Source organism: Bradyrhizobium sp. USDA 4449 (genome assembly GCF_054056275.1).
Window position 1 is genome coordinate 3,101,190 of record NZ_JBSRYD010000001.1, and the last position, 25,213, is coordinate 3,126,402.

Genomic DNA, 25,213 nt, shown 5'->3' on the forward strand with positions numbered 1-25,213 from the left:
GCGGCGCGCAAATTATCGATTCGTGGTGGCATGGATCGGCGGTGAAGTACTGCCCGTCGTGGGTTGGAAAGAGGCCGCTAATTGAGGCATACGCAGGCAACGCGCCGATGCGCTCCTCATGCGATCTACTTGAGTGTCGGCTCGACCGGAGATTGGCCGGGGCCTGCAAGAGTTCCCGGCGTAAGAGCGCAGAAGATTTCAATCCACCCGGCGCTGAGCGCGAGCTCATTCAGGATGTCTTCTGGATGTTTTTTTCCGCTCTCAAGCACAAGTTCTACCGCGCGCTTCAACAGACGCGGTTGCTCGACCGGGATCTTGCGAGGATCGTCGAGCGGCTCTTTTTTGCGCCAGCGTCGGAAGGATATCTGCTTGTAGAGATTGAGGGCTTGGTCGGCGTCGATCACTTCCAGATCGCGGCATCGATACACCATGGCCTGTATCGACACCTTCCAGCGCTCCTTAAGCGGCACGAACGCGTCAAGCCGAGTGGTGTAAACCTCATTGGGGAACGAGTTGCTCGGCAACAAGAAAGCACCAGCGAATTTATCAGCCTCGGCTTCTATTGCTTTCAGCGTGGCTTTGTCCTCCAGGTCCGATTGCTCGACCCATCGATGTAAAACGAGGTGACCAAGCTCGTGGGCTAGGTCATAGCGCCTCCGGACGCCGGCCTCCTTCTCGGAGGCCATGAAAATAAATGGACGAGCGCCATTCCAGAACGAGAATGCTTCGACGTTCTCTCCCTGCATTTCGTATCGGCAAATCACGATGCCCTTTGCTTCCAGCAGAGCGAGCACGTTTGAGATCGGACCAGGCCCAAGACCCCATAGCTTCCGGAGATTGAGCGCGATCTCATCGATCTCTTCAAATTCATAGCGGCCGGACGAGTTCGCAGGCGCACATTCCGGGAGTGAGGGAGGCGGGTAATTGACAAATCCGTCGAAGTATTTTGCCGTTTGAACAAACCAATCGCCTAGCACCGCGGCTGCCTCGTTGCGACGGAGCGTTTCAGGTCCGAATTTGCGATAGAACCGCGCTCCCGCGGATCCGAATGGGGGGCCGTCTGGACTAGTGAAAAAGTTGACGGGCTGGCCCAGGACATCTGACATTTTTTGGAAGGTGGATGGCTCCGGCGATTTGTCGCCGCGCTCGTAGGCGGAAACCGCCTGCCGAGACACGCCGATGCGATCGCCGAGATCGCCTTGCGACATCCTTGCGACCTTCCGCGCATCGCGCAGCTTGGATGGAATCAAAAGCCGCCCGGCTTGGTGTGCGCGGGCGGCAGGAGCGGGAAACTGGACTACTCTATCGGTCCCCATTGTCTCTACGCCACTTGTCGATTTCTTCTTTGAGGGTCACCACGGCTTCGATGTCGGTGTCTTCGGGCGGCGGTTCGGGTGAAGTTACAACGTGAGGCATCAGCATCAGGTTGGGGGTCCTGTAGTGATACCCCTTCTGCTGATCCTCCCGCGGGAGCCCAAGATGGGCGAAGTTCAAAGTCTGGTAGCCGTGAAACAGCAAGATGTGCGGGGTGCCTCCCGCTTCTTCGCCATCCGGCTTCAGCCCTGCCAACCAGCCCTGGCCGTTCAAGCGTTTGTTCGCTCGGAATGCAACGTCGCGAGGCTGTTTCGAAGGGTCAGAAACCTGGCTGATTGTCACCGCGGAATGTGAAGGAAGGATTTCCAGATACCGGCCGGTCGGGCGTTCGAACCAGCGCCAGCGGAGATCAAATGGCCACTGCCCGCTCCTGCAAAGTCGCTCGAAGCCGAGATCGACGGCCCATTGGATGATGCGGCCTCGGTTGTCCTGCGCGCTGGTGACGTTCAGGATCGGCTCATCCGCGATGAGAAGAGCGGCGGCCTCATAGGCAGTTTTAAGTGTGGCGGGAATGAAGGACCGCAACGCCAGCGGGATCTGGTCTCGGAGAAAGGCTTCTGCGCAATCCACGTTTTTCCTCGAATCTGGTTGCCCCCTGACGTGCGCAACCTTATCCGAAAAAATGGCGTTTTTGTCAACCGTGATCTTTGATGTTGCCCCGGTCCGGCGAAACGACCTTGATGCACTCGCTGTCCAGGTACTGACGCTCGCGCTTGACCTGCGATCCTTTAAGCACTCGTCACGCCCGCCTTTTCATTGGTGCCACATTCCCTCCGTCCCGCGGCACAAGCGGCACAACTGCTGCCCTGGCGAGGTCTTCGAGAGCCGTTGCAATGTATTTGGCATAGTGCCGCTCGATCATTTTGACCGAAGTGTTGTGCAGCTTCGCGACCTGCTGGATGGGAAGGCCCTTGCGGAGGCCGCGCACGATGCTGGAGTGCCGGAAGGCGTACGGAATAACTTCTGGCATGTCGGCGCGATCGCGAATGGCGCTCCAAGGACGGACGAGTTCGCCCCGTTTCCACGCGCTCCGCTCGGACTTCTTCCACGCGATGCTACCCGGCTCCTGTTCGTGGAACCACCGCTCGAACAGGATTGCATCGCCGGCTCGTTCGACGATCGCGGGCAGCAGCACCGCGATCACGTCGTCGCCGACCGGAACGGGGACGGATCCGCCGTTGCCGCCACGGCCCTTGTAGGAGCCGGGCACCATCAGGCGCCGTTCCGCGACCTGCACGTCACGAACCCGCATTCTTCTGACCTGGGCGTAGCGGGCTCCCGTGGCAGCTAGACAGACAACGACGAGGTACAGATCCAAATCGAAGCCTTGTTCCTCATCGATCTCCCGCGCAGCTTTGAGGATGGCGCCAATTTGCTCGTCCGTAAGGACCTGATTATCTCGAGCAACCGACACCTCATCATCATCGTCGACCCGCTCGGCTTTGAAACCCGCTTTCACGATGGCCAGAAACGTCGGGTTGAGCATTTTTCGATCGGTCGAAAGCCTTGGCCATGCAGCATTGAGCGCGGCCTTCAAATCGTTCGCAAACCGCTGCTTGGTCGTGACCTTCAGGTCTGTCGGCAGGCCCTCGCGCCACGTCCACAAGTGATCCTCTGTGAGCGCATGCAGAGCCACCGCTGCCAGAGGAGCGGGCTCGATCGCTTCCTGATTGCCGCGCTTTTCTTGGCCGAGAACGTATCGCCGCAGCTTAATGCTGGCATCGGATCGGATCTCGCGGCCTGTGCGCCGCTTTTCTCGCTCGTCGCGTTCCTTGATGTAGACCTCGACGGCCGTCCGCACCGTCGGCGCAGGGCCGGCTGCCTGGGCCGCCCCTTCCGTTCTGGCCTGGTCGACGGCTTCGCGCGCGGCCTTCATGGCCTGTTCGAAGGTTAGGGTGCCATCCCTTGGCTTGTCGTTGAGGTCGTTAGCAACGCCCAGGGGAGCCTGCTTGTAGTTGCCGCCTTCGTAGTGATTCCGCCAGCGGACGAACCGGACGCCGCTTTGTTTGCCCTTGCGATAGCCCAGATGCGCCTCGGCATCGAGACGGCGCCAATGCACGCCAAGCTCAAGCCTGTCCCGGGCCTTTGCCGTCGTAACCTGAGCCTCGGTGAGCGTCTTTGACATGTCGCTTCGCCCTGATGAACGTTGAATATTCGTCAAATATGCAGCGGTGCATGACGGCGGACAATAGTGAACTACTTTTATTCAACCTATTGATCTAATTGGATGTTGGTGGACGCCAGCGGACAGGCGTTGGCCGTCAAATTGGCCCTCTCAAGGCTGAAACAGGGGTCCGATTCCCGTAGGGACCGCCAGCGGCTCCAGAAGCCCTGCTAAATCAAAATCATCACGCAAACTATGGCTTTGTCTGCTGTCAGGTGGCAGCACGAGCCCGTAGCATTTGATGCGCGTGATGGGACTAGTCAAAGATAGAGATGGGGACGTTCTACGCTCAACAGCGAGTGCCCGACCGGCTGCAAGAGGCTGTGGCCCGCGTCCTCAAACTGCACAAGCCGTGCCTCGTTTCCTGAAGAGATCGCTGGCGACGAAGGTTCGCAACGAAGCAAACGTGCGTGCCAAGCCCGTCCAGATGGATTTTGATCGCACACTTGAGCGCGCTGACCGCTAAGCCAGTTCGCGAGAGCCTCAGCGCCATCGAAATCAGGAGAATGACCGGGTTCTAATGCCCAGCGTTCTCCAAGGCGATGACTTGGACCGGCAAAGAGGGCCTCGGGCGTTGAGCAATGAAGGCAGCGCGTCACTCAACAGCTTCGATCTCGACGGTCATTCGTCAGATGAGTTTGAGGTTGGTGAGATACTGGACCTCGCCCAAGACGCCTTCGCAAAGGCGGACGTAGGCCACGTCAGGGCTGAGGTCGCAGAGCTACTGGAGACCTTCGGCATCAACTTGGACGAAGCCTGCGACGATTACCGAAGCTTTCTCTTGCGGTACTTCAAGACCAAGTAAGGGCCTACAGATTGAACGGACCGGGCCGGGGATAGTCCCGTCCAGTTTGGTCGACGGCGGGGCGCGTAGCCCGTATATATCTGCCTTCTGGTGCCGCAGGTATCTCCGGCGGCACAGATGAGTGTGTGTTATCGTTTTCTTGCCGGAAGATAAGGCGCGAACTGCCCTCCCGGCTTACCCTGCATCATCTCCAGCGCCAACCGAATGGCGGAAGGAGTTTCCTTGAGCTTCACGCCGCAAGCCACTTCGCTGAATTGGCGTGAAGGAAGTTGATGTCTTTGGCTGAATCATCTCAACCACTCAAATCTGGCAGGTGCCTTGCGGGCCTCTCGGCGTTAAAAGGCAGAGCATCCTTGAGCAGCCGCCCAAGGGTGCGAGGTGGCAGCGTTGTGGTACCGTGACGCTGGCGAACGAATTTAGCGGCGTAAGTGATAGGGACAGCGCTTTCCAAGGGCCTCTCCACGGGCGCCGAGTCACATCGTCAGTAAACTTCGCTCACAGCGCGGAGCCGGTAGTTTTCAGAGCCGCTTTGAACAGCGTGGAGAGCCGGCCCGCGCTGCCACGCTCGCCCTAAACCTTCCGGGCTCGAAATGCTTCAGGATGCAGCGAGAGCAAATATCACAGATGAGACGAGATCTTTGGCGAGAGCCAAGGGGAAACTCGTACGTCAAAATACTCTATCGCAGCAGTGCGCAGCGCAAGTACGCACTTTGCGATTATACTGATTGTTATGCCGGTTCCCTACGAAGGTAAATGGTGGCACGCTTTGACGATCCCGCAGACGCGAATTCAACGCTACACCGAAGACGGATAACACCAAGACAGATCGCCTCGCAGCCTCCGCCTGCGCGAAATCTTGAAATCCATCGCGAAAGATCTGCGGAATTCAAAGCGTCGCGCGGACCAAAGCAAAAGGCCCCCTTGCAATGAGCCACGCATAGCAGTCATTGCGTTGCTCTCGCAACTTCGTTTCGGGAGCGCAAGCCGTTTGTCGCCTGCGAGAGAAGGAGATGACCGATGCTCAATGGCAAGAGGAGGACGCGGACGCTTGCGCCTCTCTGCAACCCAACGGCTCTGCATGAAATCGAACTGCTCGCTGCGAACTCCGTCGCGCAACTGCGCTCAAGCTTGCCACAAACTTCGGCCCGAGTAATAAATGCTCCGATCCAACGGTCGCTGCCGCAGTCCGTACTCGATTGCACATTGGTCTCGGGAACCGATAAACCGCCAGAATCGCCAAAGCGCCGGGAGGTATATCCGCGACAAAGGCCGCGATGTAATGAGCAGTGTCCTACGCTTGTATGTAAAGATGCTCTGATTAACGGCGCTCTGCAGCGCCCGAACCAGATCTCGGCATGAACAGTGCTGCCACCATGCAAGCTCAGAAGCTCACGGCTGGACGGCGAGAACGGGGTTTCTGGCGCTCGAACTTGAGACATTGGTTTATGAGCTGAGCTGAGGAGAACCCTGCTGAGGTGACCACGAAAACCCGATGGCGCGACGCAACGGCGTGTCGTGCACTGTGTCGCCCCTCACCCGGCCTCGACCGAGCGAGTGGTAGGGCAGGCGACATCCCGACGAACCCGAAGAAAATGATTTCGTTCGCGGCCGAGCGGCAGGTGCGAAAAGCGAGGAGCGAGTTTCGCTTAATCGCGCGATCTCCGGTTCCGTGAAAGGTCGCGAGTTTCTCTCATGGCTGAGGGTCGAATTATCGTTTTCCGGGAAGACCGCAACAATCGGAGCCGGCACTACGGCTATATCGTCGACGCAGCGCTTGGGCAGGGGTGCGACCGTGAGCTAACCGTGTACTTTGACGAGCGCGATCTTGTCGGCTGCGACCCGAGCCAAATCGACGCGCCGCATACGAGGGTTGGCTTTGAGTACGGCATACGAGGTGTCGGTCGAAACCCGCGCGCGCGTCATGTCCGGCTTCTGCCAATGCCTGAAACGCTCGGCCGAGTCGTCAAGGTCAAGCCGAACGATCGCGGCTACTATGGCTTCCTTCATGCGGATGGCGAGACGCGCGATTATTATTTCACCGACCGAAGCGTAATAAACTGCGATGTCCCGCTTTTGGTTGGGGCGCGAGTGCGGTTCTGGTATGACAACGGCCGCTTAAATGAACGCGCATACCGCGTTGAACTAGTCGAAGAAGAATAAAGCCATTGTCAAACATGATCCACGGCTAAGATTTGGCCGAGCACTCGGATCCTCAACGGCTTACACAAACGCGCTGCGAGCGAAGAGCGGTTTGCATCGCTAACAAACGATCTTTGTTGCCGTTCCTCACTTGGACGGCTTCACGATGGCAGGACATCCCAGTTAGCGCCATCCGCGTTGTGACGAGATGCTGAGTTTAGCCGTTGCTTTAGGGTGCGCTCGGTCTCTTTTACTTACGGCAACTGAAACGGAGATAGGGAATATAGTGGCGCTCAGGCGTCATCTGATCGCTCTGGAGGACTAAGCGGCGTGAATTCGCTCGGTCGTCAAGTTTGGCCACCAATTTCTCGATTGGTGTGCATGACCATCAATGTTGGTAGGTCACCCAAGGCCGCTTTCTCGCTAAAGTCGCACTGTACCCTGAGGCTACGAGCCTCACGGGAAGCGGGGTAGGCTAGCCTTGTGATCCCCCGAGGCTGCCTACTGAGCCGGCGGCACGTGATAGGAACAGCGCCTTTCCACCTCGGATGGCGGCGCCAAGTCATGTCGCCCTAAGTATCCGGCGAAGCGGATGCGGCAGAGATGGCGCCTTTAACCATCCTCCCCCGGTGGAAAAACGTGCTGAGTCGCATCCGCGCTGCCTTCTCGAACGCGCCGATTGACTAGTTTTAGCGCCTACCGGTTGATTGGCGTGATACACCCTGACAACCTCATATTGAGGATCGAACGCACCTTCTTCGATACGAAAAACCAGCGTGGAGCGCGCCCCCGGTGAACGGCGGGAGGTTTTTGGGTCGAAAGCAACTCATGCGCGATCCGATTGGCCAATCCTGCTCCGCCGAAGAGCCGCACCGGCCGAAGCTTGAAGTCATAGCGGCGATCAGTCTTGAACGTGCAGTGGACTGGCTGAGCGCCAATTCGGGGCGGAGGCCCCTGCGGCTGCCGGTGATTGCAAGTGCGCCAATGGGCTATCGTCTAAGCGAAAACGTCGAATTACTCTCCTCGGCAAGTGGCGCCGATGGGCCGCTTTTGTTTGTAAAGTTGCAGTTCAAGTCTGTCAGCTTTCGGTAAGCCAGCTTCGATAAAGAATGGCTGGGTTTAGCGGGGGCGTGGCAGGGACAGCGCATGAGCTGAAGGACCACCATGTGCCGAGTTACGCTTCCGTTAAGCTCATTGCAGTGCGGACGCGGCAGGGATAGCGCCTCATGATGCCCCCAGGCCTCCAGGCGCCGAGCCGCGTTCGCACTGCTTCCAACTCACGGGTTAGGTCTAATTCTGGCTATTTCGCTCGTTCTCCGAGCGATGCGCGCCCGATCTGGTTGTTGCCGCCGCGTGAGGCTGAATTTTGTGCTTAGCTGAGTGGCAGGGACAGAGCGCTGCCCCTGTGTATGCTTGGGGGATAAACACCGAATTAAGTTCCGCCAAGTTGAGCTGACGGTCCGGGCGGGCAGGGACTGCCTCTTCTCCAAAGCAACCACGGGGGCGCCGGCCCGCGCCTGCACTGCCTCCGATGAATCATCAATAACCTTCTGGAAGAGAAGGAGCAGGCCTGGCTGAATGCGTTGCTGTTGTCTTGGTGCAATTATGTCCACCATTGGGAGACTTGACCGACAGCGCCGCCATACTTCAATCGGTAGTCCCTCTCGGGCTTCCGAACTCTCGGACAATCATACCAACGAACTTCTTCCATCGCGCTCGGACTGGATTTACTCCGCCAACTTTTGCTCATGCGCTTGGCCTGTCATTCTCTTCAATGCAACGCCCCCGTGTCTGGACATGCGGTGCCAATTTGTTCAAAGACAGAGACCCACCTAGGAGGCCGCCGACGAGGATAGGATCAACCAATTTTGGTAGGTGCCCTTCGATACTTCTCCAAGTTACTACTTTGTGGCCCTGAGAATTTGAGCCTCATGGGAGCAAAGGTGGCCAGCCCCGATCTTCGTGACTGGGTTGGCCACCAGCGCTTGCGACATGAGCCACAGGGCAGCTATAGGCCGAGAGATGCATATGTTCCAGCGGCATATCGCCTCCCTGCGGTCGCAAGCGCTTGCGGTACTTGCAGCTAATCAGGCTCGTGCCGTCGATCAGTCTGTGGGTCATCAGACCGCCAAGTCACCACATTCAACATCGAAGAAGTTCAGGCGATGCTCGCCATACTCGATTGCGTGAAACACAACCTGCGGCCGAAGGAAGCACGACAGATCGCTTCGCGCATACGCGCGGTGTAGAGGGGCCGCACCGGCGGAAGCCAGTTCGGGTAGGATGTCTTTGAGACCAGATGTGGGCTTTCGCAGGTCGGCCAGCAGATCATGAAAGAGAATCGAAGCTTTACCTCACGCAGGCAGGATCAAATGGACACCTAAACAAATTGGCTTCTGATCCCGAAGCCCGAGGGAGAGGCTATTGTGCCGAGCGCGATCGTAAGTGGCCTGAGAGGATGCAGCCGCGCTGCAATTTAAAATCCCGGCCAACATCGTGCAGCCGAGCGTTCCCACAAGGAACGGGTGGATGGATTGCGATTGATCAACACAAAGCCAAATCCTGCCTGCCACACGCGCTGACGAGTGTCACAAGGGGCCATACTGGAAAATAAATCGCAACCGACGTCAGCACGCAAATTATCGATGCAGACCCGAGTGGTCGCCGACTTTGGACGGCCGGCCAGCGAGTCGGTCGAAGCGGAACACGGCCGCCTGAAAACCTGCAAGCCAAGAAAGTCTTCTGGCCTTGATGGCGCAACCAAATGGCATTTTTATCCATCAGCAAGCCTTTTTCGAGACGTCAATTTCTTTTCCTCTTGCCGATCTTGACAATTTTCTTCCACGCTCCGTAGGAAGGTACCGAGCTGCGCGGAACCTCAACGTTCTTCAAATGAGAAAAGTATTCGCTGCCAACCATGAGAGGGAAGCCAACCTTCAATGTCGCGGCGCGATCACCCTCGATCCACAGCCCGATTTCAGCGGCCATTCCACCAATGAGATTCGTGAAGATCCGGAACAAGAACTCCGGGGCGCCGATTTCGGCCAAGGTCAGTCTCGGCACACGCAGGCCGCGTCGTTGTGTTCTCAATGGCTCAACCCGACAAGCCCGTGACCAAATCATTGTTTGCTGTTCGTCCTTTGGGCGAACTGAGTTGAGGCCGAAGAGCAAAATCAAACTGAGGTCCAAATGAGCCACGTTTCGGAGCAGCTGATCGACCGAATTACAATTCCCTTTCTGCAGCGGTGGAAGCAAGACGGCCGGCGTATCGTCATGACAACGGCCTACGACGCGGTTGCGGCGCGTATCGCGGACCCTACAGTAGATATTATTCTCGTCGGTGACAGTGTAGGTAACGTTTGCCTTGGCTTCGAAAACACGCTTCCAGTGAGCGTTGCGATGATGAATCATCATCTGGAAGCCGTAGTACGCAGTAAGCCTCGTGCTCTGCTCGTCGCCGATATGCCTTTCCTTAGCTATCACGTCAGTGTCGGGGAAACCATACGCAACGCCGGGGGATTTCTGCAGCGAGGTGCGGCTGCGGTGAAACTCGAGGGCGGCGGCAAGAGAATCGACATGGTGCGTGCCCTTGTCGATTGCGAGATTCCCGTGATGGGCCACCTTGGCCTTATGCCCCAGAGCGTCAATGTCATGGGTGGCTTCAAAGTGCAGGGCCGAAAAGCGGACGAAGCGCTGCGTCTTCTCGATGATGCTCATCATCTGCAGGAGGCCGGCTGTTTCGCTTTGGTACTGGAGGGCATTCCGGCCGAGCTCGCCGCTCGAGCGACCGATTCCTTGACAATACCAACGATCGGAATCGGTGCTGGCCCGTACTGTTCGGGGCAGGTCCTCGTGTTTCACGACGTGCTCGGTCTGACTGAAGGTCATCGGCCCAAATTCGTCCGCGCCTATGCGGAAGGCTTTCAGCAGTTGCAAGATGCGCTTTCTCGCTGGGCCGCGGATGTCCGCTGTGGTGCATTCCCCGGAGCGCAAGAGTCCTATCGACTTCCGGAAGGGATCGGCGAGGCTATTGCCAACTGGGTGCCGTCTAATTCAATTTAATGTAGAGTACGAAATGCAAACAATCACCACCGTCGCTGAACTTCGCCATACCCTTGAAAAATGCCGCAGTGCCGACCAACGGGTCGGTTTCGTGCCGACAATGGGCTATTTGCACGATGGTCACCTGGCGCTAATCGCGGCGAGCCAGGCGAAATGCGATGTGACCGTCGTAAGCATCTTCGTCAACCCGACTCAGTTCGGACCAAATGAAGATCTCAGCAGCTATCCACGCGACTTCTTGCGTGATGAAGAACTGTGCCGCGGTCGGGGTGTCACGATCCTCTTCGCGCCCGGTGCGCATGAAGTTTATCCGAGCTATTTCGAAACCTTCGTTGAACCGGGCGATCTCGCGAAGCCACTGTGCGGAGCCTTCAGGCCTGGACATTTTCGTGGCGTCGCGACTGTCGTATGCAAGTTGTTCAACATGGTGCAGCCCGATGTCGCGTTTTTTGGGCAGAAGGATTTTCAGCAATGCGCCGTCGTGCGTCGCATGGTAGTTGATCTCAATCTCCCGATCGAGATTGTCACCGTACCAACCGTTCGCGAGCATGATGGCCTCGCAATGAGCAGTCGCAACCGCTATCTCAGCGAAGCAGAGCGTCAGCAGGCCCTTGCGATCAGTCGCGGACTGTCAGCAGCGCTCGATGAATTTCGCTCGGGAGAGCGCGAAGTTGAAAAGCTGATTGCAGTCGCGAAGAGGCATTTAAAGGCTGTCGACAGACTACAGTATCTTGAACTTGTCGACGGTGACACGCTCAAAACCGCCGACAGTCCACTGCGGCGCCCCGCGGCGCTTTGTGCGGCCGCTTACGTTGGCTCAACGCGGCTGATCGATAACGTCATATTGACTTTGCCAACCCTGTAGCGCAATGCGTAGCTATGCCGCTTGCAGCATATTAAGCTGAAGAAGCACTCAAGGCTTTGTTCCGACACCGCATTGTGGCGGCAGCAGAGAGCAAGCTCCCACGCGACCTTGTTCGGCGAGTTGGCGAAGCGATAGCGCATGCGCACGTTTTATATCAGCCGTGAACTTCGTGTCGCTGGCAAACCCGCAAGTCGTGCAGGTGATCAGCGGGCCCTTCGGCAAACCTTCGTATAGTGCTTCACAGCCGACGCTATATCACCTACTTACCTTTGTAGAGTTGAGCACCAGTCAGATCGTTTGTAATTTCAATGTTGAACCTGGATCGTCCGATCTAAGGGGCCGTGCGAAGTCTGAACTGATGCCTTGCAAAGGAGTCGGCGCGTTCCGATCAGGTGTTGAGCCGAACATCTGGGTCAACCGCCTTTTTGGTCTCATAGAAGGTGCCGTTATTGAGATCGCGATAAGCCGCGAGATCGGCGGAACAGCATTCAAAGAGCCACGAAGAGATTGGAAGCGGAGAATAGGGCGTCTGCGCTCGCGGACGTGTGGGCGACTTGGAGCAGCCAATAGCTCGTCGCTCGTATTAGCGTCTTTGGTACAGTCGCCGTCTTGATAATTATCGCCCTGGTGTAAGTTGCCGGCGAATTTGCAGCCCACTCTTGAAGGATAAGTCGACATGGCATTTACCGAGCTTTTCATCAAGCGTCCGGTACTGTCTATCGTCGTCAGCCTCTTGATCTTGCTGACCGGCCTGCGTGCCGCTACCCTACTGCCGATCCGGCAATATCCCAAGCTATCGAGCACGGTCGTTGCTATTACCACCTCCTACCCTGGTGCCTCCGCCGAAATGATACAGGGGTTCATCACCACGCCCCTCGAGCAAGCAGTCGCCTCCGCAGAGGGCGTTGACTACATCACTTCCTCGTCTGTGCTTGGCAGTTCGACGATCCAAGTGCACGTCAAGCTTAATTTTGATCCGAACGAAGCGCTCACGGAGGTGCTCTCCAAGGTTAACTCAGTCAAATACCTAATTCCTAAGGAATCAGACGATCCGGTTGTCACAAAGTCAACTGGCCAAGCCACTCCTGTGATGTTTGTCGCCTTCTCAAGCGAGGAACTTCCGGCCAGTGCGATCTCCGACTACCTCTCGCGCGTAGTACAACCCGTTATTTCAACGGTCGACGGTGTCGCAACAGCAGAGATGCTGGGCGGCCAGAGTTTTGCGATGCGACTTTGGCTCGATCCTACGAAAATGGCCGGGCACGACGTGTCGCCGGCTGAAGTTTCAGCTGCAATTGCCGCTAACAACTTCCAGGCTGCGGCCGGCCAGATCAAAGGCTATTTCACTATCTCTGATGTTACGGCCAATACTGATCTTCGAAGTGTCTACGATTTTAAGCGGATGATCGTCAAAGCCAATGACGGCGGACTTGTGCGCATTGAGGACATTGCATCAGTCGAGCTTGCCGCCCAGGCGACAGACACTAGCGTCACGATGAACGGTGAGCATGCGGTTTTTATAGGCGTGCAGGCAAGTCCACAGGGCAATCCGCTAAAGATAGTGCAAGGCGTACGCGCGTTGTTTCCGGAAATTGAGCGTAACCTGCCGCCATCCATGAGGATGAAAGTGGCCTACGACTCCACCACATTTATTCAATCGTCTATCGACGAAGTGGAGAAGACGCTCGCTGAGGCAGCCGCCGTCGTGGTAGTTGTGATCGTTCTGTTCCTGGCCTCGCTGCGGTCGGTCATCATTCCTGTGGTCACTATTCCGTTGTCGCTGATTGGCGTCTGCGGCATGATGCTGGTGCTGGGGTTTTCGTTTAATCTGCTGACTCTGCTTGCGATGGTTCTCGCGATCGGTCTCGTTGTCGACGACGCGATCGTGGTGGTGGAGAACATTCATCGCCATTTAGAAGAAGGTGAGACGCCCCTACGGGCGGCGACAAGCGGCGCGCGCGAGATCGTCGGTCCCGTTATCTCTATGACGATTACCTTGGCCGCGGTATATGCCCCAATCGGATTTCTCGGCGGCCTCACTGGCGCCTTATTCCGCGAATTCGCGTTTACGCTAGCAGGAGCGGTGATTGTGTCGGGGGTGATCGCTTTGACGCTGTCGCCCATGATGTGCTCGCTATTTCTGAGGCGCGCCGACGGGGGGCGATTTGCGCGGGTTGCGAACCGCGGCTTCGGCGCCATAACGCTATGGTACGGCCGCAAGCTCGACCGCTCGCTTGACTATCGCCCAGTTGCCGGTCTGTTCGCGCTGACCATGCTGGGCCTTGTTGCCTTTCTCTATATGAATATTTCCAAGGAACTTGCGCCGGAGGAGGATCAAGGTATCGTATTCGTGCTCATGAAAGCACCGAAATACGCCAATATCGACTACCTCGACTATTACGGTACCAAGCTTGGAAACATGTTCAAGAAGTTTCCAGAGACTGACGTGAGCTTCGTGCTTAATGGCGCTAGCGGAAAGCAGAGCGGCATGGCGGGTATGTTGCTCAAACCGTGGGGCGAGCGCACGCGATCATCGACTGCATTAAAGTCGCTTGTCCAGACGGAACTATCGAAGATTGAAGGCATTAACGCGTTTGCCTTTAGCTTGCCTCCCCTTCCAGGCGGTACGGATGGCTTACCAGTGCAGATGGTCCTCAATTCGACGCTTGGCTTTCAATCTATCTACGAGGAGATGTCGAAGCTAAAGGATGCCGCGCAGAAGAGCGGTCTGTTTGTGGTGAGCGACTCGGATCTCGAGTTCAACCAACCGGTGGTACGAATCAAGGTTGATCGTTCCAAGGCTAACGAGCTTGGGATTACCATGCAGACTATCGGTAACGCGCTCGCTACCTTACTTGGGGGAAACTACGTCAACCGCTTCAATTTGCAGGGCCGCTCTTACCAGGTGATCCCGCAGGTGCCACGAGAGGAACGCTTGGCGCCGCAAGCAATAGGCAGTTATTATGTAAAGACCGCGACCGGATCGATGCTTCCGCTGTCTACTATAGTCTCCATCGAGACTGCGATCGATCCGAACGCGCTCACCCACTATAACCAACTAAATTGCGCGACCTTTCAGGCCGTGCCAATGCCCGGAGTCACGATGGAGCAGGCTTTGGATTTCCTAGAAGCCGAGGCGAAGAAACTGCCCTCGGGCTTCAGTCACGACTTCCTGGCCGATGCTCGCCAGTATGTGCAGGAGGGCAACCAACTCGCGATTACATTTGCGTTTGCACTGATCATCATATTCTTGGTGCTTTCAGCCCAGTTCGAAAGTCTGCGGGATCCGCTCGTCATTATGATCAGCGTGCCGATGGCAATGGTCGGTGCCTTGCTTCCGCTATTCTTTGGCTGGGCAACCATGAACATCTACACGCAGGTTGGACTGTTGACACTTGTCGGGTTAATTTCTAAGCACGGCATCCTAATGGTTGAGTTCGCCAATGAGCTTCAGCTCAGGGAGAGACTCGACCGTCGCTCGGCCATCGAGATGGCCGCGCGCGTCCGATTGCGCCCAATCTTGATGACCACGGCGGCAATGGTGGCGGGCTTTATACCCTTGTTGACTGCAACGGGAGCTGGCGCGGCGAGCCGCTTCTCGATCGGGCTCGTCCTCGCCGCCGGCATGTCTGTTGGCACGCTGATCACGCTATTCGTGCTCCCAGCGCTCTACGTCACGATCGCATCCAACCATCGTGGCCCTGCGAGCCGCGACCGCGCGAACCTTGCCGAGCTTCACTTCACCAACGCTCCTGATGCCGAGATGGCCAAGCAATGACCGCCAAACCATCAGGTGTGCTCCGCACTCGGATCACTTCTCGTTCCATGCGCGTCGAGAATTCACGCCCTATGGTGCAAAGTTGGATGTCTCATTTGCTCGGCGCAGCACGTTGATGATCCGCTGCCGCCTGCTAAGTTGAAGCTGGGCCGGATGTTTACGGCCAGCGAACGCGTAAGCTGGATACTTCGGAGCCAAAAAGAATCAGTACTCTCTTCTTGAAAAGGTGGACTAGCCATCCGCGGAACGCTCTGCCGGCTCATTGCTTGTTATGATTTATTAGGGACGCAGACTGCTTTACCGAGATCAAGAAGATCACTCTGACACCGTCGATCGCTCTCAGCGCGAAAAGCCCGATATGCCAGCTGAATGCCGTTATTGAGCGAGGTGGTGGCACGCCAGCCGAGCGCCGACAGCCGACCGACGTCAAGCAGCTTCCGCGGCGCTCCGTCGGGGCGCGAAGTGTCGAAGCTGATCTCACCGCGAAAGCCGACGGCGGCGGCAACCATGAGTGCCAACTCGGCAATGCTGATGTCCTCGCCGGTGCCTATATTGACCGGTTCTGGGGAGGAATAGGTCTTCATCAAATGGATGCAGGCGTCGGCGAGATCGTCGACGTAAAGAAATTCGCGGCGCGGCGCGCCGGTACCCCACACCACGACGTTGCTGGCGCCCGATATTTTCGCCTCGTGGAACCGACGGATCAGACCGGCAAAAACGTGACTGTATTCAGGGTGATAATTATCTCCGGGGCCGTAGAGATTGGTTGGCATCACGCTGATGAAATCGGCGCCATACTGGATGCGATAGGCCTCGGCCATCTTGATGCCAGCGATCTTGGCGATGGCATAGGGTTCGTTGGTCGGCTCCAACGGCCCAGTCAACAGCGAGTTCTCTCGCAGCGGCTGCGGTGCCAAGCGAGGATAGATGCACGAGGAGCCGAAGAACATCAGCTTCTCGCATTTGTTGGCATAAGCCGCCTGGATCACGTTGCTTGCTATTGCCAGATTGTCGACGAGGAAGTCGGCGCGCAGGGTATTATTGGCGACGATTCCGCCGACCTTGGCGGCCGCCAGGAAGACGACCTGCGGCCGCTTCGCGGCGAACCAGGCATTCACTGCGGATTGATCGCGCAGATCGAGCTGGCTGCGTGACGGCGTTAAGAAATCGACCTGCTCGTGCGCCAGCCGGCGCATTAGCGCCCCGCCGACCATGCCGCGGTGGCCTGCCACGAACACCGTCTTGCCTTTGAGCTCAAACGCCGCACCCGCCATTTGCTGCGTCCTTTCTGGCTTGTATGAGATCGCTGGCGACCATTTCCTTCACCAATTGCGAGAACGGCGTCTTCGCTGCCCAGCCGAGTTTCGCGCGCGCCTTGCTGGGGTCGCCGATCAGGAGATCCACTTCGGTCGGACGGAAATAGGTCGGATCGACCTGCACCAGGGTCTTGTCTGTTGCCTTGTCGACTCCGATCTCCTCGACGCCCTTGCCGCGCCATTCGATGCAGCGATCGACCTCAGCAAACGCCAGCTCGACGAACTCTCGGACCGACTGCGTCTGGCCGGTCGCGAGCACGAAGTCATCGGGTTCGTCGGCCTGCAGGATCCTATGCATGCCCTCAACATAGTCGCGGGCATGACCCCAGTCGCGCTTAGCATCGAGATTTCCGAGATAGAGCTTGTTCTCGAGGCCGACCTCGATGCGGGCGACACCGCGCGTGATTTTGCGTGTCACGAACGTCTCGCCTCGAATAGGGCTCTCGTGGTTGAACAGGATGCCGTTGCTCGCGAACAAACCATAGGCCTCACGGTAGTTTACCGTGATCCAATAGCCATAGAGCTTGGCGACGCCATATGGCGAGCGCGGATAGAATGGCGTGTTTTCCTTCTGTGGCACCTCTTGCACGAGGCCGTAAAGCTCCGAAGTCGAGGCTTGGTAGAAGCGCGTTTCCTTCTCAATGCCGAGGATGCGGATGGCTTCCAACAGCCGCAAAACACCCACGGCGTCGGCATTGGCCGTGTATTCCGGGCTCTCAAAACTGACCTGAACGTGGCTCTGAGCGGCAAGGTTGTAGATCTCGGTCGGCCGAATCTGCTGCACTAGGCGGATCAGGTTGGACGAATCCGTCATGTCCCCATAGTGCATCAGGAACCGCACATCGCCGGCATGAGGGTCCTTGTAGAGATGATCGACGCGCGCGGTGTTGAAGGAGGACGACCGGCGCTTGACCCCATGCACGGTGTAGCCGAGACCGAGCAAATGCCGAGCGAGATATGCGCCATCCTGCCCGGTGACGCCGGTGATCAGCGCAATGCGCCGGTTTGAATTGTGAGCTGCCATGGTCTCCCTTAATTGCACCGGAAAAGTCCTGCTCTGAAAAACAATCGCGAAGCCGCTTCCGGAAGAATCTAGACGCGCACGTGCGCTCCAAGCTCAAATAAAGGAGGCCTTCGTTAGCCTCAAGTCATACACGCCACGAAGGAATACACACCATATACATTGATTTAGAGGTGGAGCGATTGATGCCAACACATTGATCTAAAAAATGAACGCCAGCCACGTCGCAACGGCCATGATCCTGAGCAGGCGAAAGAAAATTGTAATCGCCGTACGTCCACCAGGCGCGCTTGCCGCCTGCCGATATTTCCAATGAGAGTGCCAACTGTCTGCTGCTTTCTCCTCTTGCGTCTGTATGCATTCTGGCAGTCTCATGATGACGCGGAAGAGCGAGGGTGCAGGCTTTGAATAGAAGAGCAGTCTTGACGGTCGACAAATCGCACGTCCTAGGCAAATTGCGGCAGGCAATGGACGGCCGGCGGAAAACAGTGAGATAAGGGCTGACAAACGTTGGTATAGACCGCGGAACCTTTCGATATCTAAAGTTTACGTTCGTACAATGGAGCTTGGGCCCCGATCCTCTAACTTGACCGAACGCAAGTTGTCTCAGTCCAAGCATGACAAGTCTCTTAAACGCGCGCCGGAGCAGCCTTTCCAGGAAGACTGGACAATTGAAGCTCGAACACCGCTGCGCAGCTGTATCACCGCCAGACCATGTGGAGGACTTGGCCAACTTTCGTTTTATATCTGAAAGAGAGAAGCCGAGACGAAACGAGCCTCCTCTAAGAGTCTATCCGTAAGACGCACCGACTCAGTCGCTGCCGCACCAGCGTCGTTCGGTAGGGCCAGTATTGCTGCGTTCGTTTTGGAAACTTAAAGCGGGGGTGGCGAGATGACTAATCGTGAAGGGCGATCTGTTCGAATATCCTCGATTATGGAGCCAGACTATTTGGTCGACATCTTCACTGCGGCTTGAAACGACGACAGCCATCGGTGCTACCGAGCGAGTCTGTTTGCGCGGAGCTGCATGTCCCTATGCAGGCCCACCAAAACGTTTGCCTCTCGTCGAGGAGGTCACGCTGTGGGCGGCACCGTTGCAGTTTCTGCTCGATCGCGAGCTAAAAGGTGGAATGAATTTGGATGAACGATGATTGGTGAGACAGAGTTAAATCAGGCCAACGAAGCGGCCGCCGAACATCCCGAACTTGAAACCCGTCGCCTTCTGGCAAGCGAATTGTGCCACGGGGCTGCCATAGCGCGAACGCCGGACTCGTTGAAGTTGGGCTGCATGGATTGATATGTGTGGAATTATTGGTATTTTGGGCCGCGGTCCGGTCGTTGGGAAGTTGGTCGCGGCGCTCAAGCGATTGGAATATCGTGGCTACGACTCAGCGGGTGTCGCGACTCTCGAAAGTCTGCGTGTCGAGCGCCGCCGCGCTGAAGGCAAGCTGAGAAACCTTGAGGAGCAGCTGCGCCATAGCACTCCGGCGGGTCAAAGCGGCATCGGCCACACCCGCTGGGCGACTCATGGAAAGCCGACGGAGAGCAACGCTCATCCGCATGCGACGGAAAGTGTAGCAGTCGTTCATAACGGGATCATTGAGAATTTCCGCGAGCTCCGAGCCGAGTTAGAGCGGAATGGAGCTGACTTCAAATCAGAGACGGACACCGAGGTGGTGCCGCATTTGGTCGAGTCGTATCTCAAGAATGGCTACTCGCCTCAGGATGCGGTACAGGCGTCGCTGCCGCGGCTGCGCGGTGCCTTCGCCTTAGCATTCCTCTTCAACGGTCACGACGATCTTTTGATCGGTGCGTGCAAAGGCTCGCCCCTTGCGATCGGACATGGCAGCGGTGAAGTGTATCTAGGATCCGACGCGATCGCGCTCGCGCCTTTGACCGAGACGATTACCTATCTTGAAGACGGTGACTGTGCCGTGCTTACGCGCACGACTTGCGTGATCTATGGCGCACACGGCTCTGTCGTCCAGCGGGAAACCTCAAAGTCCGTTGTATCGTCTCTCCTTGCGGATAGGGCGAATTATCGCCACTTCATGGCTAAGGAAATTCACGAGCAGCCGGCAGTAGCCGGCAAGACTTTGAGCCATTATCTGGATAGCGCAGCCAAGCGCGTCGCCATTCCGCTGACATTGCCGTTCGACTTCAATTCCATTCAGCGTATCTCAATTGTTGCGTGCGGCACGGCAAGTTACGCTGGCCACATCGCCAAATATTGGTTTGAGCGGCTGGCGCGTCTATCTGTCGAGATCGATGTAGCCTCTGAGTTCCGGTACCGGGAAGCGCCTTTGCGTCCTGGCGATCTCGCGATTGTCATCTCGCAGTCGGGTGAGACCGCCGACACGCTAGCTGCGTTGCGATACGCCAAGGACCAGGGCTTACACACGATATCTGTAGTTAATGTTGCGACATCGACAATCGCACGCGAGAGCGAATCCGTTCTCCCGACGCTGGCTGGACCGGAAATCGGCGTCGCGTCCACCAAGGCATTCATTTGCCAGCTGATGGTATTGGCGGTGCTTGCTGTCACAGCAGGTAGAGAGCGAGGCAAGCTGTCAAGGATCGATGAAGCGAACCTCGTGCGAGAGCTCGTTGAAGTGCCGCGTTTGATTGCTGCGGCCCTGTTGGCCGAGCCTCAGATTGAAAAGCTCGCGCGTTATATGGCCGGCGCGAGGGCCGCAATCTATCTCGGTCGTGGCGCATCGGCGCCTCTGGCGTTTGAGGGCGCGCTTAAGCTAAAGGAAATTTCCTATATTCCCTCGCAAGGCTACGCCGCCGGGGAACTCAAGCACGGGCCAATCGCGCTGATCGATGAGGCTATTCCGGTAGTCGTGATCGCGCCTTACGACCGCGTCTTCGACAAAACCGTCTCGAACATGCAAGAAGTGGCCGCTCGGGGCGGCAAGATAGTCCTGATCACCGATGCGAAGGGGGCTTCGGAAGCGACGGTGGATACACTCGGCACCATCGTGCTGCCGACAATGGCCGCAAGCTTTACGCCGATGGTCTATGCTATTCCGGTCCAGCTCTTAGCTTACCATACCGCTGTCGCAATGGGCGCGGACGTGGATCAGCCGCGAAATCTCGCGAAATCGGTCACTGTGGAATGAGGCTGAAATGTTTTTGTCCAGGCCTAGAAGTCTCGGTCGACCCGCTCGGGCTTGCGTTTCGTTACCTCGGTTGGGTGATAGAATTCAACTAGTTTCTAATCCGGGAAATTGCTCGTAGCTGGCCACATCAACCAATGCGGCTGTCAGCCCGATTGGTCTGATATCTAAACGCTCGGCCGGCTCGCTTTGTGCTGATAGCCTCATTTCAAATTAGGTCGCTACATCCGTCGGCGGACATGAGTGGCTGTTGCTCACTGGCGGGAACTGCTGCGCGTCAACGCGAGCGCGGACCTGAAGGGGACTGCGCGTGGCCAAATCGCTGCTAACTGGAAGTATTCAGAGCGAGTTGCAGTTCCGTGCGAAACGATGCTCGGTAGTGGGGATCTTCGTTCCGATGTGTTTTGGATCAGACATGAACTCAAGCCTGGGGGTGGAATCAGATGCCGCCTCGATCGCCATATGCCTTCAGCGCGTTGTCCAGACACTTGAGTAGCTCTTTTCCGCCAAGCGGTTTGGCGAGAAATCCCATCGCTCCCGCGTCCATAGCCGAGGCGCGCACGCGCTCGTCGGGGAAAGCTGTAATGAAGATGAACGGTGCGTCGTAACCACGCGTCCGCACCTCTGCCAAAAGATCCAGCCCGCTCATCGCTGACATCTGCACATCGGTAATGACACAGGATGTCTCGGCCAACTGCGGCGACAGCAGGAGTGCCTCGGCGGACGAAAATATTTGCACGTCGTAGCCACGCGATTTCAAAAGGTTTTCTGTCGCCGCACGGACCGAGGCGTCGTCGTCGACGACAGAAATCAAAGGCGTGGACAAGATGAGCCCTCCCAACGCAGTACAGCGGCTATCGAAGCGCTAGCCACTTTCGGCGAAAAGTGGGCTTAAGTGATAGACTTGTAAAATCATACTTGGGTTTGTTCAGGACGATTGGAACTAATTCCCAGCGTCTCGCTCATCCTGATCAAGTCGGCCAGCGAGCGGGCACGCATTTTTTTCATGACGTGTCCGCGATAGATTTTGACGGTAATCTCCGCGAGCCCGAGTTCGGCGGCTATCTGTTTGTTCATCAGGCCGCCTGCGACAAGTCTCATCACTGCCTGCTCTCGGGGGCTTAGGGTCTCAAATAGCGACTGCAGGTTCGCGACGGCTCGCTGAGCTTCCCGTCTCTTGCGATCGCGTTCAGTCGCCGCAACGACGGCATCAAGCAGCTCCTGATCGCGGAATGGCTTGCTGAGAAAATCGACGGCACCTCCCTTCATGGCCCTGACAGTCATGGGAATGTCGCCATGGCCGGTAATGAAAATGATCGGGATGTGTATGTTCAACCTGGCCAGCTCGGTCTGGTAGTCAAGGCCGCTCAGGCCTGGCAGTCGAACATCAAGAACTAGACAGCTGGTGACGTCCGGAATTTGGGTCTGCAGCATCTCCCGGGCCGATCCGAACGCGATGACCTCCAACCCCACCTGTTTAAAAAGGTTCGTAAGCGAACGGCGCACGGAGATGTCATCCTCAACGACAAAGACGATCGCCTTCGTCGAGGCCTCGGCATTGCTGCCTTCACCTGGCGAATCAAATCGTTCTGTCACAACACGGCCTCCTTATGCAGCGGCAGGGTGAACTGGAAGGTCGCGCCCGGTCCATTTTTGGGGACCATTGACAGCCGTCCTCCATGAGCTTCCACGATCGAACGGCAGATCGAAAGGCCCATTCCAAGGCCGGTCGACTTGGTAGTGAAGAAGGGATCCAGGACGTGGTCCGCGTCCTTCTCGGCTATGCCGACGCCGCAATCGGCCACAGCGAGCTGCACGTGTCCCAGATCGTCCTTGGATGAATGAATCAGAAGTTCGCGCGGCCGGTCTGTAACTGCGTCCATCGCCTCGATTCCGTTCATCACCAGGTTAATGATCACCTGTTGTAGCTGAATTCGATCACCGAGGATCATAGGCAACGCGGCCGTCAACTCGGTTCGCAACCTCACCCGGTGGCTCACCAGCTCTCGTGTTACCAGCGCAATGACGTCCTTAACTACCTCATTAATATCGAGCGGCACCATCTCAATTTCGCCTTTCTTCGCGAGCGCGCGAACGCGACGGATCACCTCGCTTGCCCGAATTGCGTCTTCGATGATCCATTCCACGGAGGAACGCGCGGCGGCAAGATCAGGAGCCTCGCGACCCATCCAGCCGAGGCACGCCTCGGAGTTGTTGATAATAGCGGCGAGAGGCTGGTTTATTTCGTGGGCGATCGAGGTTGTCAGTTCTCCTAACGCTGTTACTCGCGTCACATGTGCAAGCTCCGCTTGCGCTTTCCGTAGTTCTTGTTCGGCTTGATCGGCGCGAATGGTAGCGGTAATGTCAGTGCTCACGCCACGGTAGCCAAGGAAAGTACCATTTCCATCGAAAAACGGCTTGCCACTCGTGCGGACATATATTGGAGATCCAAACCGATTCTGCGTACGATAAACGAGGTCCCTAAATGGCTGGTGCGCCTGCAACGTCGCCCGATGCTGCCGCCACTTCTCGGGTTCCTCTTCGAGGTCGCACGCGATGTCCCAGCGAAAGAGGCCCGTCAATCCTGTGGCCAAAATTCCCGCAGCGCTGGTGTGCTCAGACACGTGAGTGACCTGGTGATCCGGCCCGGTCTCCCAGAGCCAGTCGGAAGCTGTTTCGGCGTAGTCGCGAAAGCGCTGTTCGCTTTCGCGCAACGCGGCAAGTGTGTTTTCCAGGCGTTCCTTAGCTGCGTGTTGCTCGGTCACATCCATATGCGTTCCGATCAACTCGCGGACCATACCATCACTGCCGACCACCACGTGCGCAACGGAGTGTATGCGTCTTATCCCGCCATCTGGTACAAGGATACGGAAATCATATTCGAACCGCCGCTCCTTAAGTTCAATCGCTTGGCGCTGCACCTCCTGTAGCCGCGGCAGGTCGTCCGGATGGATGCGTGATCGAATGGTCTCGATCGATACCGGCTCTTGTGGGCTAAAGGCAAACAGACGATCGACCTCGGCGGAGCGATACACGAAATCTAGACCGTGGACATCCCAGGCCCAACTTCCTGTGTGAGTGAGATGCTGGGCCTCTGCCAGATACGCCTCGCTGCGGCGCAACTGCTGTTCGGCTGTCCTCGCTGCCGTAACGTCGGTGGCTGCGCCAACAAACTCAATCTCGCCAGAAGCGGTTCGCGTGGCACGTGCCTGCGCGTGAATGTGCTTAATCGAGCCGTCCGGTAGCAGAAGCCGGTATTCGTGCTCGAAATCGCTCTGGTCTCGCATCGCGCGATCGATAATTTCTCTAACCGAAGCCCTATCATCTGGATGAGTGCGCTCAACGACGAGGTGCGGCTCGGGTTGCACGGTCTCAGGATCCAATTGGAAAATCCGAAATGTTTCCTTTGACCAGAAAGCCTCACCCGTAGTTGTGTTCCAGCTGAAGCTACCTGTGTGACTCAACTCCTGCGCCTGGGCCAAATGTGCTTCGCTCCGCTGTAGCGCAAGTTCGGTCCGCCTTCGCTCCGTGATATCTTCGCAGGCGATAAGCACAATGGGCCGCTGATCCGCCCAGAGCATGGCTTTGGCGTTTTCACGTACCCACAAGACCGAGCGGTCCTTCCTGACTTTCTGGGCATCCCACGTGCGCGTTTGTCCGACATTCTCAAGGCAGCTGCGAACGCATTCGCGAGCGAACGCGCGATCCTCCTCGAGAAATACGTCCAGCACACATCGGCCGATCAGTTCGGCACGAGTATAGCCGAGTTGTGTCGCGCCGAGCGTATTGACGTTGAGGATAGTACCGGCTTCATCGACCATGACGTACATGGCCGGGTTGTGCTCGAAGATCGCGCGCCAGAGTTTTTCGCGATCCTCCAAATCCGCCGCACTCCGCTGAAGTTGGGCTGCGGCCCCACGCGCAGTCTCTCGTTCCTGGCGGAGCTTGCCCATCAGGTACGTTCCCGCAACGGAGACAATAAAAAATGCAACGACGACTGGAAGATCGTGGGGGTCATCGAATCGCAGACTGAACGCCGGCGGCGCAAAGTAGTACGCGAGAACAGCGATCGCTGCGACGCAAAGCGCGGACGACGCGATGAAGATGCCCATTAACGAAAATAGCAATACTACTAACATATAGGCGAACGCCGCCGCGGCAAAATGCGCCTGAAGGTATACGCATATCAATGTAACGGCGGCGAGCGTCATGCCGCCGAAGGTGAACTGCGGGGCTGAACGTTTACGACTGCTGATCTGGACAAACATTTTGAGACCGTCCGGCCTGTTCTCCGGCGAGAGCTATAGCATTTTCGGCAAAAATGGGGCAATCTTCAACGCTTGGGTTTAGCGTGTGCGAGATTGGTCACCTCCGACCGAACTCAGCACGCGCCGGGAAAAAACGCATTATAAACATACGTATAATTGTCCTAAACTTTCCGATGGGTGTCACTGACGGGGCTGCAGGCGAAGCTTAAACGTCTGCTTTGCGCCGCCTCCGGTAGCCATTCGGCGCACTCGCTCGCTCGTTTGGCCGATGCACCCTCTACACCCGCTGCGTACTGCCG

At 57.0% G+C, this 25,213-nt stretch carries 18 protein-coding genes; 8 read left to right on the plus strand and 10 right to left on the minus strand.

Annotated features, from left to right (window positions below; translation table 11 throughout):
• Positions 1–125: 125 nt before the first annotated feature.
• The 3 genes from ACVIIW_RS14740 to ACVIIW_RS14750 all read right to left on the minus strand — a co-directional run bounded on the left by ACVIIW_RS14740 (position 126) and on the right by ACVIIW_RS14750 (position 3,499).
• Positions 126–1,316 (minus strand): ImmA/IrrE family metallo-endopeptidase, encoded by a 1,191-nt coding sequence (locus tag ACVIIW_RS14740; RefSeq protein WP_456701410.1) that lies wholly within the window; start codon positions 1,314–1,316, stop codon positions 126–128.
• Positions 1,303–1,944, minus strand: a complete 642-nt coding sequence (locus ACVIIW_RS14745; protein ID WP_456701411.1) for a hypothetical protein — start codon at positions 1,942–1,944, stop codon at positions 1,303–1,305. The genes ACVIIW_RS14740 and ACVIIW_RS14745 overlap by 14 nt, the downstream gene beginning before the upstream one ends.
• A gap of 169 nt (positions 1,945–2,113) precedes the next feature.
• The gene (locus ACVIIW_RS14750) at positions 2,114–3,499 is read right to left on the minus strand and encodes a tyrosine-type recombinase/integrase (RefSeq protein ID WP_456701412.1); all 1,386 of its coding nucleotides are present in this window, start codon (positions 3,497–3,499) and stop codon (positions 2,114–2,116) included.
• A gap of 559 nt (positions 3,500–4,058) precedes the next feature.
• On the opposite strand from ACVIIW_RS14750, the gene ACVIIW_RS14755 reads away from it, so the two are divergent.
• The 3 genes from ACVIIW_RS14755 to ACVIIW_RS14765 all read left to right on the plus strand — a co-directional run bounded on the left by ACVIIW_RS14755 (position 4,059) and on the right by ACVIIW_RS14765 (position 7,574).
• Entirely contained in the window at positions 4,059–4,343 is a 285-nt protein-coding gene (locus ACVIIW_RS14755) for a hypothetical protein (RefSeq protein WP_456701413.1), read from the plus strand.
• Between the two features lie 1,692 nt (positions 4,344–6,035).
• A complete protein-coding gene (locus ACVIIW_RS14760) occupies positions 6,036–6,503 on the plus strand; it encodes a hypothetical protein (protein WP_456701414.1) in 468 nt (155 codons plus the stop codon).
• An 807-nt stretch (positions 6,504–7,310) separates the two neighbouring features.
• Positions 7,311–7,574 (plus strand): hypothetical protein, encoded by a 264-nt coding sequence (locus ACVIIW_RS14765; RefSeq protein ID WP_456701415.1) that lies wholly within the window; start codon positions 7,311–7,313, stop codon positions 7,572–7,574.
• Between the two features lie 1,710 nt (positions 7,575–9,284).
• On the opposite strand, the gene ACVIIW_RS14770 is transcribed toward ACVIIW_RS14765, so the two are convergent.
• Positions 9,285–9,530 carry a hypothetical protein gene (locus ACVIIW_RS14770; RefSeq protein ID WP_456701416.1) on the minus strand — a complete coding sequence of 82 codons (246 nt, stop codon included), beginning with the start codon at positions 9,528–9,530 and terminating at the stop codon, positions 9,285–9,287.
• Between the two features lie 141 nt (positions 9,531–9,671).
• On the opposite strand from ACVIIW_RS14770, the gene panB reads away from it, so the two are divergent.
• From panB to ACVIIW_RS14785, 3 genes are all read left to right on the plus strand, one after another.
• On the plus strand, positions 9,672–10,544 hold the full coding sequence (gene panB, locus ACVIIW_RS14775; protein ID WP_456701417.1) for a 3-methyl-2-oxobutanoate hydroxymethyltransferase: 873 nt from the start codon (positions 9,672–9,674) through the stop codon (positions 10,542–10,544).
• A 13-nt stretch (positions 10,545–10,557) separates the two neighbouring features.
• The gene (panC, locus tag ACVIIW_RS14780; protein WP_456701418.1) at positions 10,558–11,409 is read left to right on the plus strand and encodes a pantoate--beta-alanine ligase; all 852 of its coding nucleotides are present in this window, start codon (positions 10,558–10,560) and stop codon (positions 11,407–11,409) included.
• A 676-nt stretch (positions 11,410–12,085) separates the two neighbouring features.
• On the plus strand, positions 12,086–15,187 hold the full coding sequence (locus ACVIIW_RS14785) for an efflux RND transporter permease subunit (RefSeq protein ID WP_456701419.1): 3,102 nt from the start codon (positions 12,086–12,088) through the stop codon (positions 15,185–15,187).
• A gap of 269 nt (positions 15,188–15,456) precedes the next feature.
• Here the strand turns inward: ACVIIW_RS14785 and ACVIIW_RS14790 are convergent, their stop codons facing one another.
• The 3 genes from ACVIIW_RS14790 to ACVIIW_RS14800 all read right to left on the minus strand — a co-directional run bounded on the left by ACVIIW_RS14790 (position 15,457) and on the right by ACVIIW_RS14800 (position 17,960).
• Positions 15,457–16,461: a GDP-L-fucose synthase family protein gene (locus tag ACVIIW_RS14790; RefSeq protein WP_456701420.1), complete on the minus strand. Its 1,005-nt coding sequence runs from the start codon at positions 16,459–16,461 to the stop codon at positions 15,457–15,459.
• On the minus strand, positions 16,442–17,527 hold the full coding sequence (gmd, locus tag ACVIIW_RS14795; protein WP_456701421.1) for a GDP-mannose 4,6-dehydratase: 1,086 nt from the start codon (positions 17,525–17,527) through the stop codon (positions 16,442–16,444). Before gmd ends, ACVIIW_RS14790 begins: the two co-directional genes overlap by 20 nt.
• Before the next feature lie 124 nt (positions 17,528–17,651).
• On the minus strand, positions 17,652–17,960 hold the full coding sequence (locus tag ACVIIW_RS14800; RefSeq protein ID WP_456701422.1) for a hypothetical protein: 309 nt from the start codon (positions 17,958–17,960) through the stop codon (positions 17,652–17,654).
• A gap of 466 nt (positions 17,961–18,426) precedes the next feature.
• On the opposite strand from ACVIIW_RS14800, the gene ACVIIW_RS14805 reads away from it, so the two are divergent.
• Entirely contained in the window at positions 18,427–18,675 is a 249-nt protein-coding gene (locus ACVIIW_RS14805) for a hypothetical protein (protein ID WP_456701423.1), read from the plus strand.
• A gap of 147 nt (positions 18,676–18,822) precedes the next feature.
• Entirely contained in the window at positions 18,823–20,649 is a 1,827-nt protein-coding gene (gene glmS, locus ACVIIW_RS14810) for a glutamine--fructose-6-phosphate transaminase (isomerizing) (protein WP_456701424.1), read from the plus strand.
• A 436-nt stretch (positions 20,650–21,085) separates the two neighbouring features.
• Here glmS and ACVIIW_RS14815 read toward each other — a convergent pair whose 3' ends face one another.
• The 3 genes from ACVIIW_RS14815 to ACVIIW_RS14825 form a co-directional block, all read right to left on the minus strand.
• Entirely contained in the window at positions 21,086–21,472 is a 387-nt protein-coding gene (locus ACVIIW_RS14815) for a response regulator transcription factor (RefSeq protein ID WP_456701425.1), read from the minus strand.
• Positions 21,473–21,558: 86 nt separating this feature from the next.
• Entirely contained in the window at positions 21,559–22,242 is a 684-nt protein-coding gene (locus ACVIIW_RS14820; protein WP_456701426.1) for a response regulator transcription factor, read from the minus strand.
• On the minus strand, positions 22,239–24,914 hold the full coding sequence (locus ACVIIW_RS14825; RefSeq protein ID WP_456701427.1) for a PAS domain S-box protein: 2,676 nt from the start codon (positions 24,912–24,914) through the stop codon (positions 22,239–22,241). The genes ACVIIW_RS14820 and ACVIIW_RS14825 overlap by 4 nt, the downstream gene beginning before the upstream one ends.
• Positions 24,915–25,213 lie beyond the last annotated feature (299 nt).

Excerpts from the sequence above, each read along its gene's own strand:
- ACVIIW_RS14740 (WP_456701410.1), bottom strand. The coding sequence starts at position 1,316 with ATGGGGACCGATAGAGTAGTCCAGTTTCCCGCTCCTGCCGCCCGCGCA.
- ACVIIW_RS14750 (WP_456701412.1), bottom strand. The coding sequence starts at position 3,499 with ATGTCAAAGACGCTCACCGAGGCTCAGGTTACGACGGCAAAGGCCCGG.
- ACVIIW_RS14755 (WP_456701413.1), top strand. The coding sequence starts at position 4,059 with ATGCCCAGCGTTCTCCAAGGCGATGACTTGGACCGGCAAAGAGGGCCT.
- ACVIIW_RS14760 (WP_456701414.1), top strand. The coding sequence starts at position 6,036 with ATGGCTGAGGGTCGAATTATCGTTTTCCGGGAAGACCGCAACAATCGG.
- ACVIIW_RS14765 (WP_456701415.1), top strand. The coding sequence starts at position 7,311 with ATGCGCGATCCGATTGGCCAATCCTGCTCCGCCGAAGAGCCGCACCGG.
- panB (WP_456701417.1), top strand. The coding sequence starts at position 9,672 with ATGAGCCACGTTTCGGAGCAGCTGATCGACCGAATTACAATTCCCTTT.
- panC (WP_456701418.1), top strand. The coding sequence starts at position 10,558 with ATGCAAACAATCACCACCGTCGCTGAACTTCGCCATACCCTTGAAAAA.
- ACVIIW_RS14785 (WP_456701419.1), top strand. The coding sequence starts at position 12,086 with ATGGCATTTACCGAGCTTTTCATCAAGCGTCCGGTACTGTCTATCGTC.
- ACVIIW_RS14790 (WP_456701420.1), bottom strand. The coding sequence starts at position 16,461 with ATGGCGGGTGCGGCGTTTGAGCTCAAAGGCAAGACGGTGTTCGTGGCA.
- gmd (WP_456701421.1), bottom strand. The coding sequence starts at position 17,527 with ATGGCAGCTCACAATTCAAACCGGCGCATTGCGCTGATCACCGGCGTC.
- glmS (WP_456701424.1), top strand. The coding sequence starts at position 18,823 with ATGTGTGGAATTATTGGTATTTTGGGCCGCGGTCCGGTCGTTGGGAAG.
- ACVIIW_RS14825 (WP_456701427.1), bottom strand. The coding sequence starts at position 24,914 with ATGTTTGTCCAGATCAGCAGTCGTAAACGTTCAGCCCCGCAGTTCACC.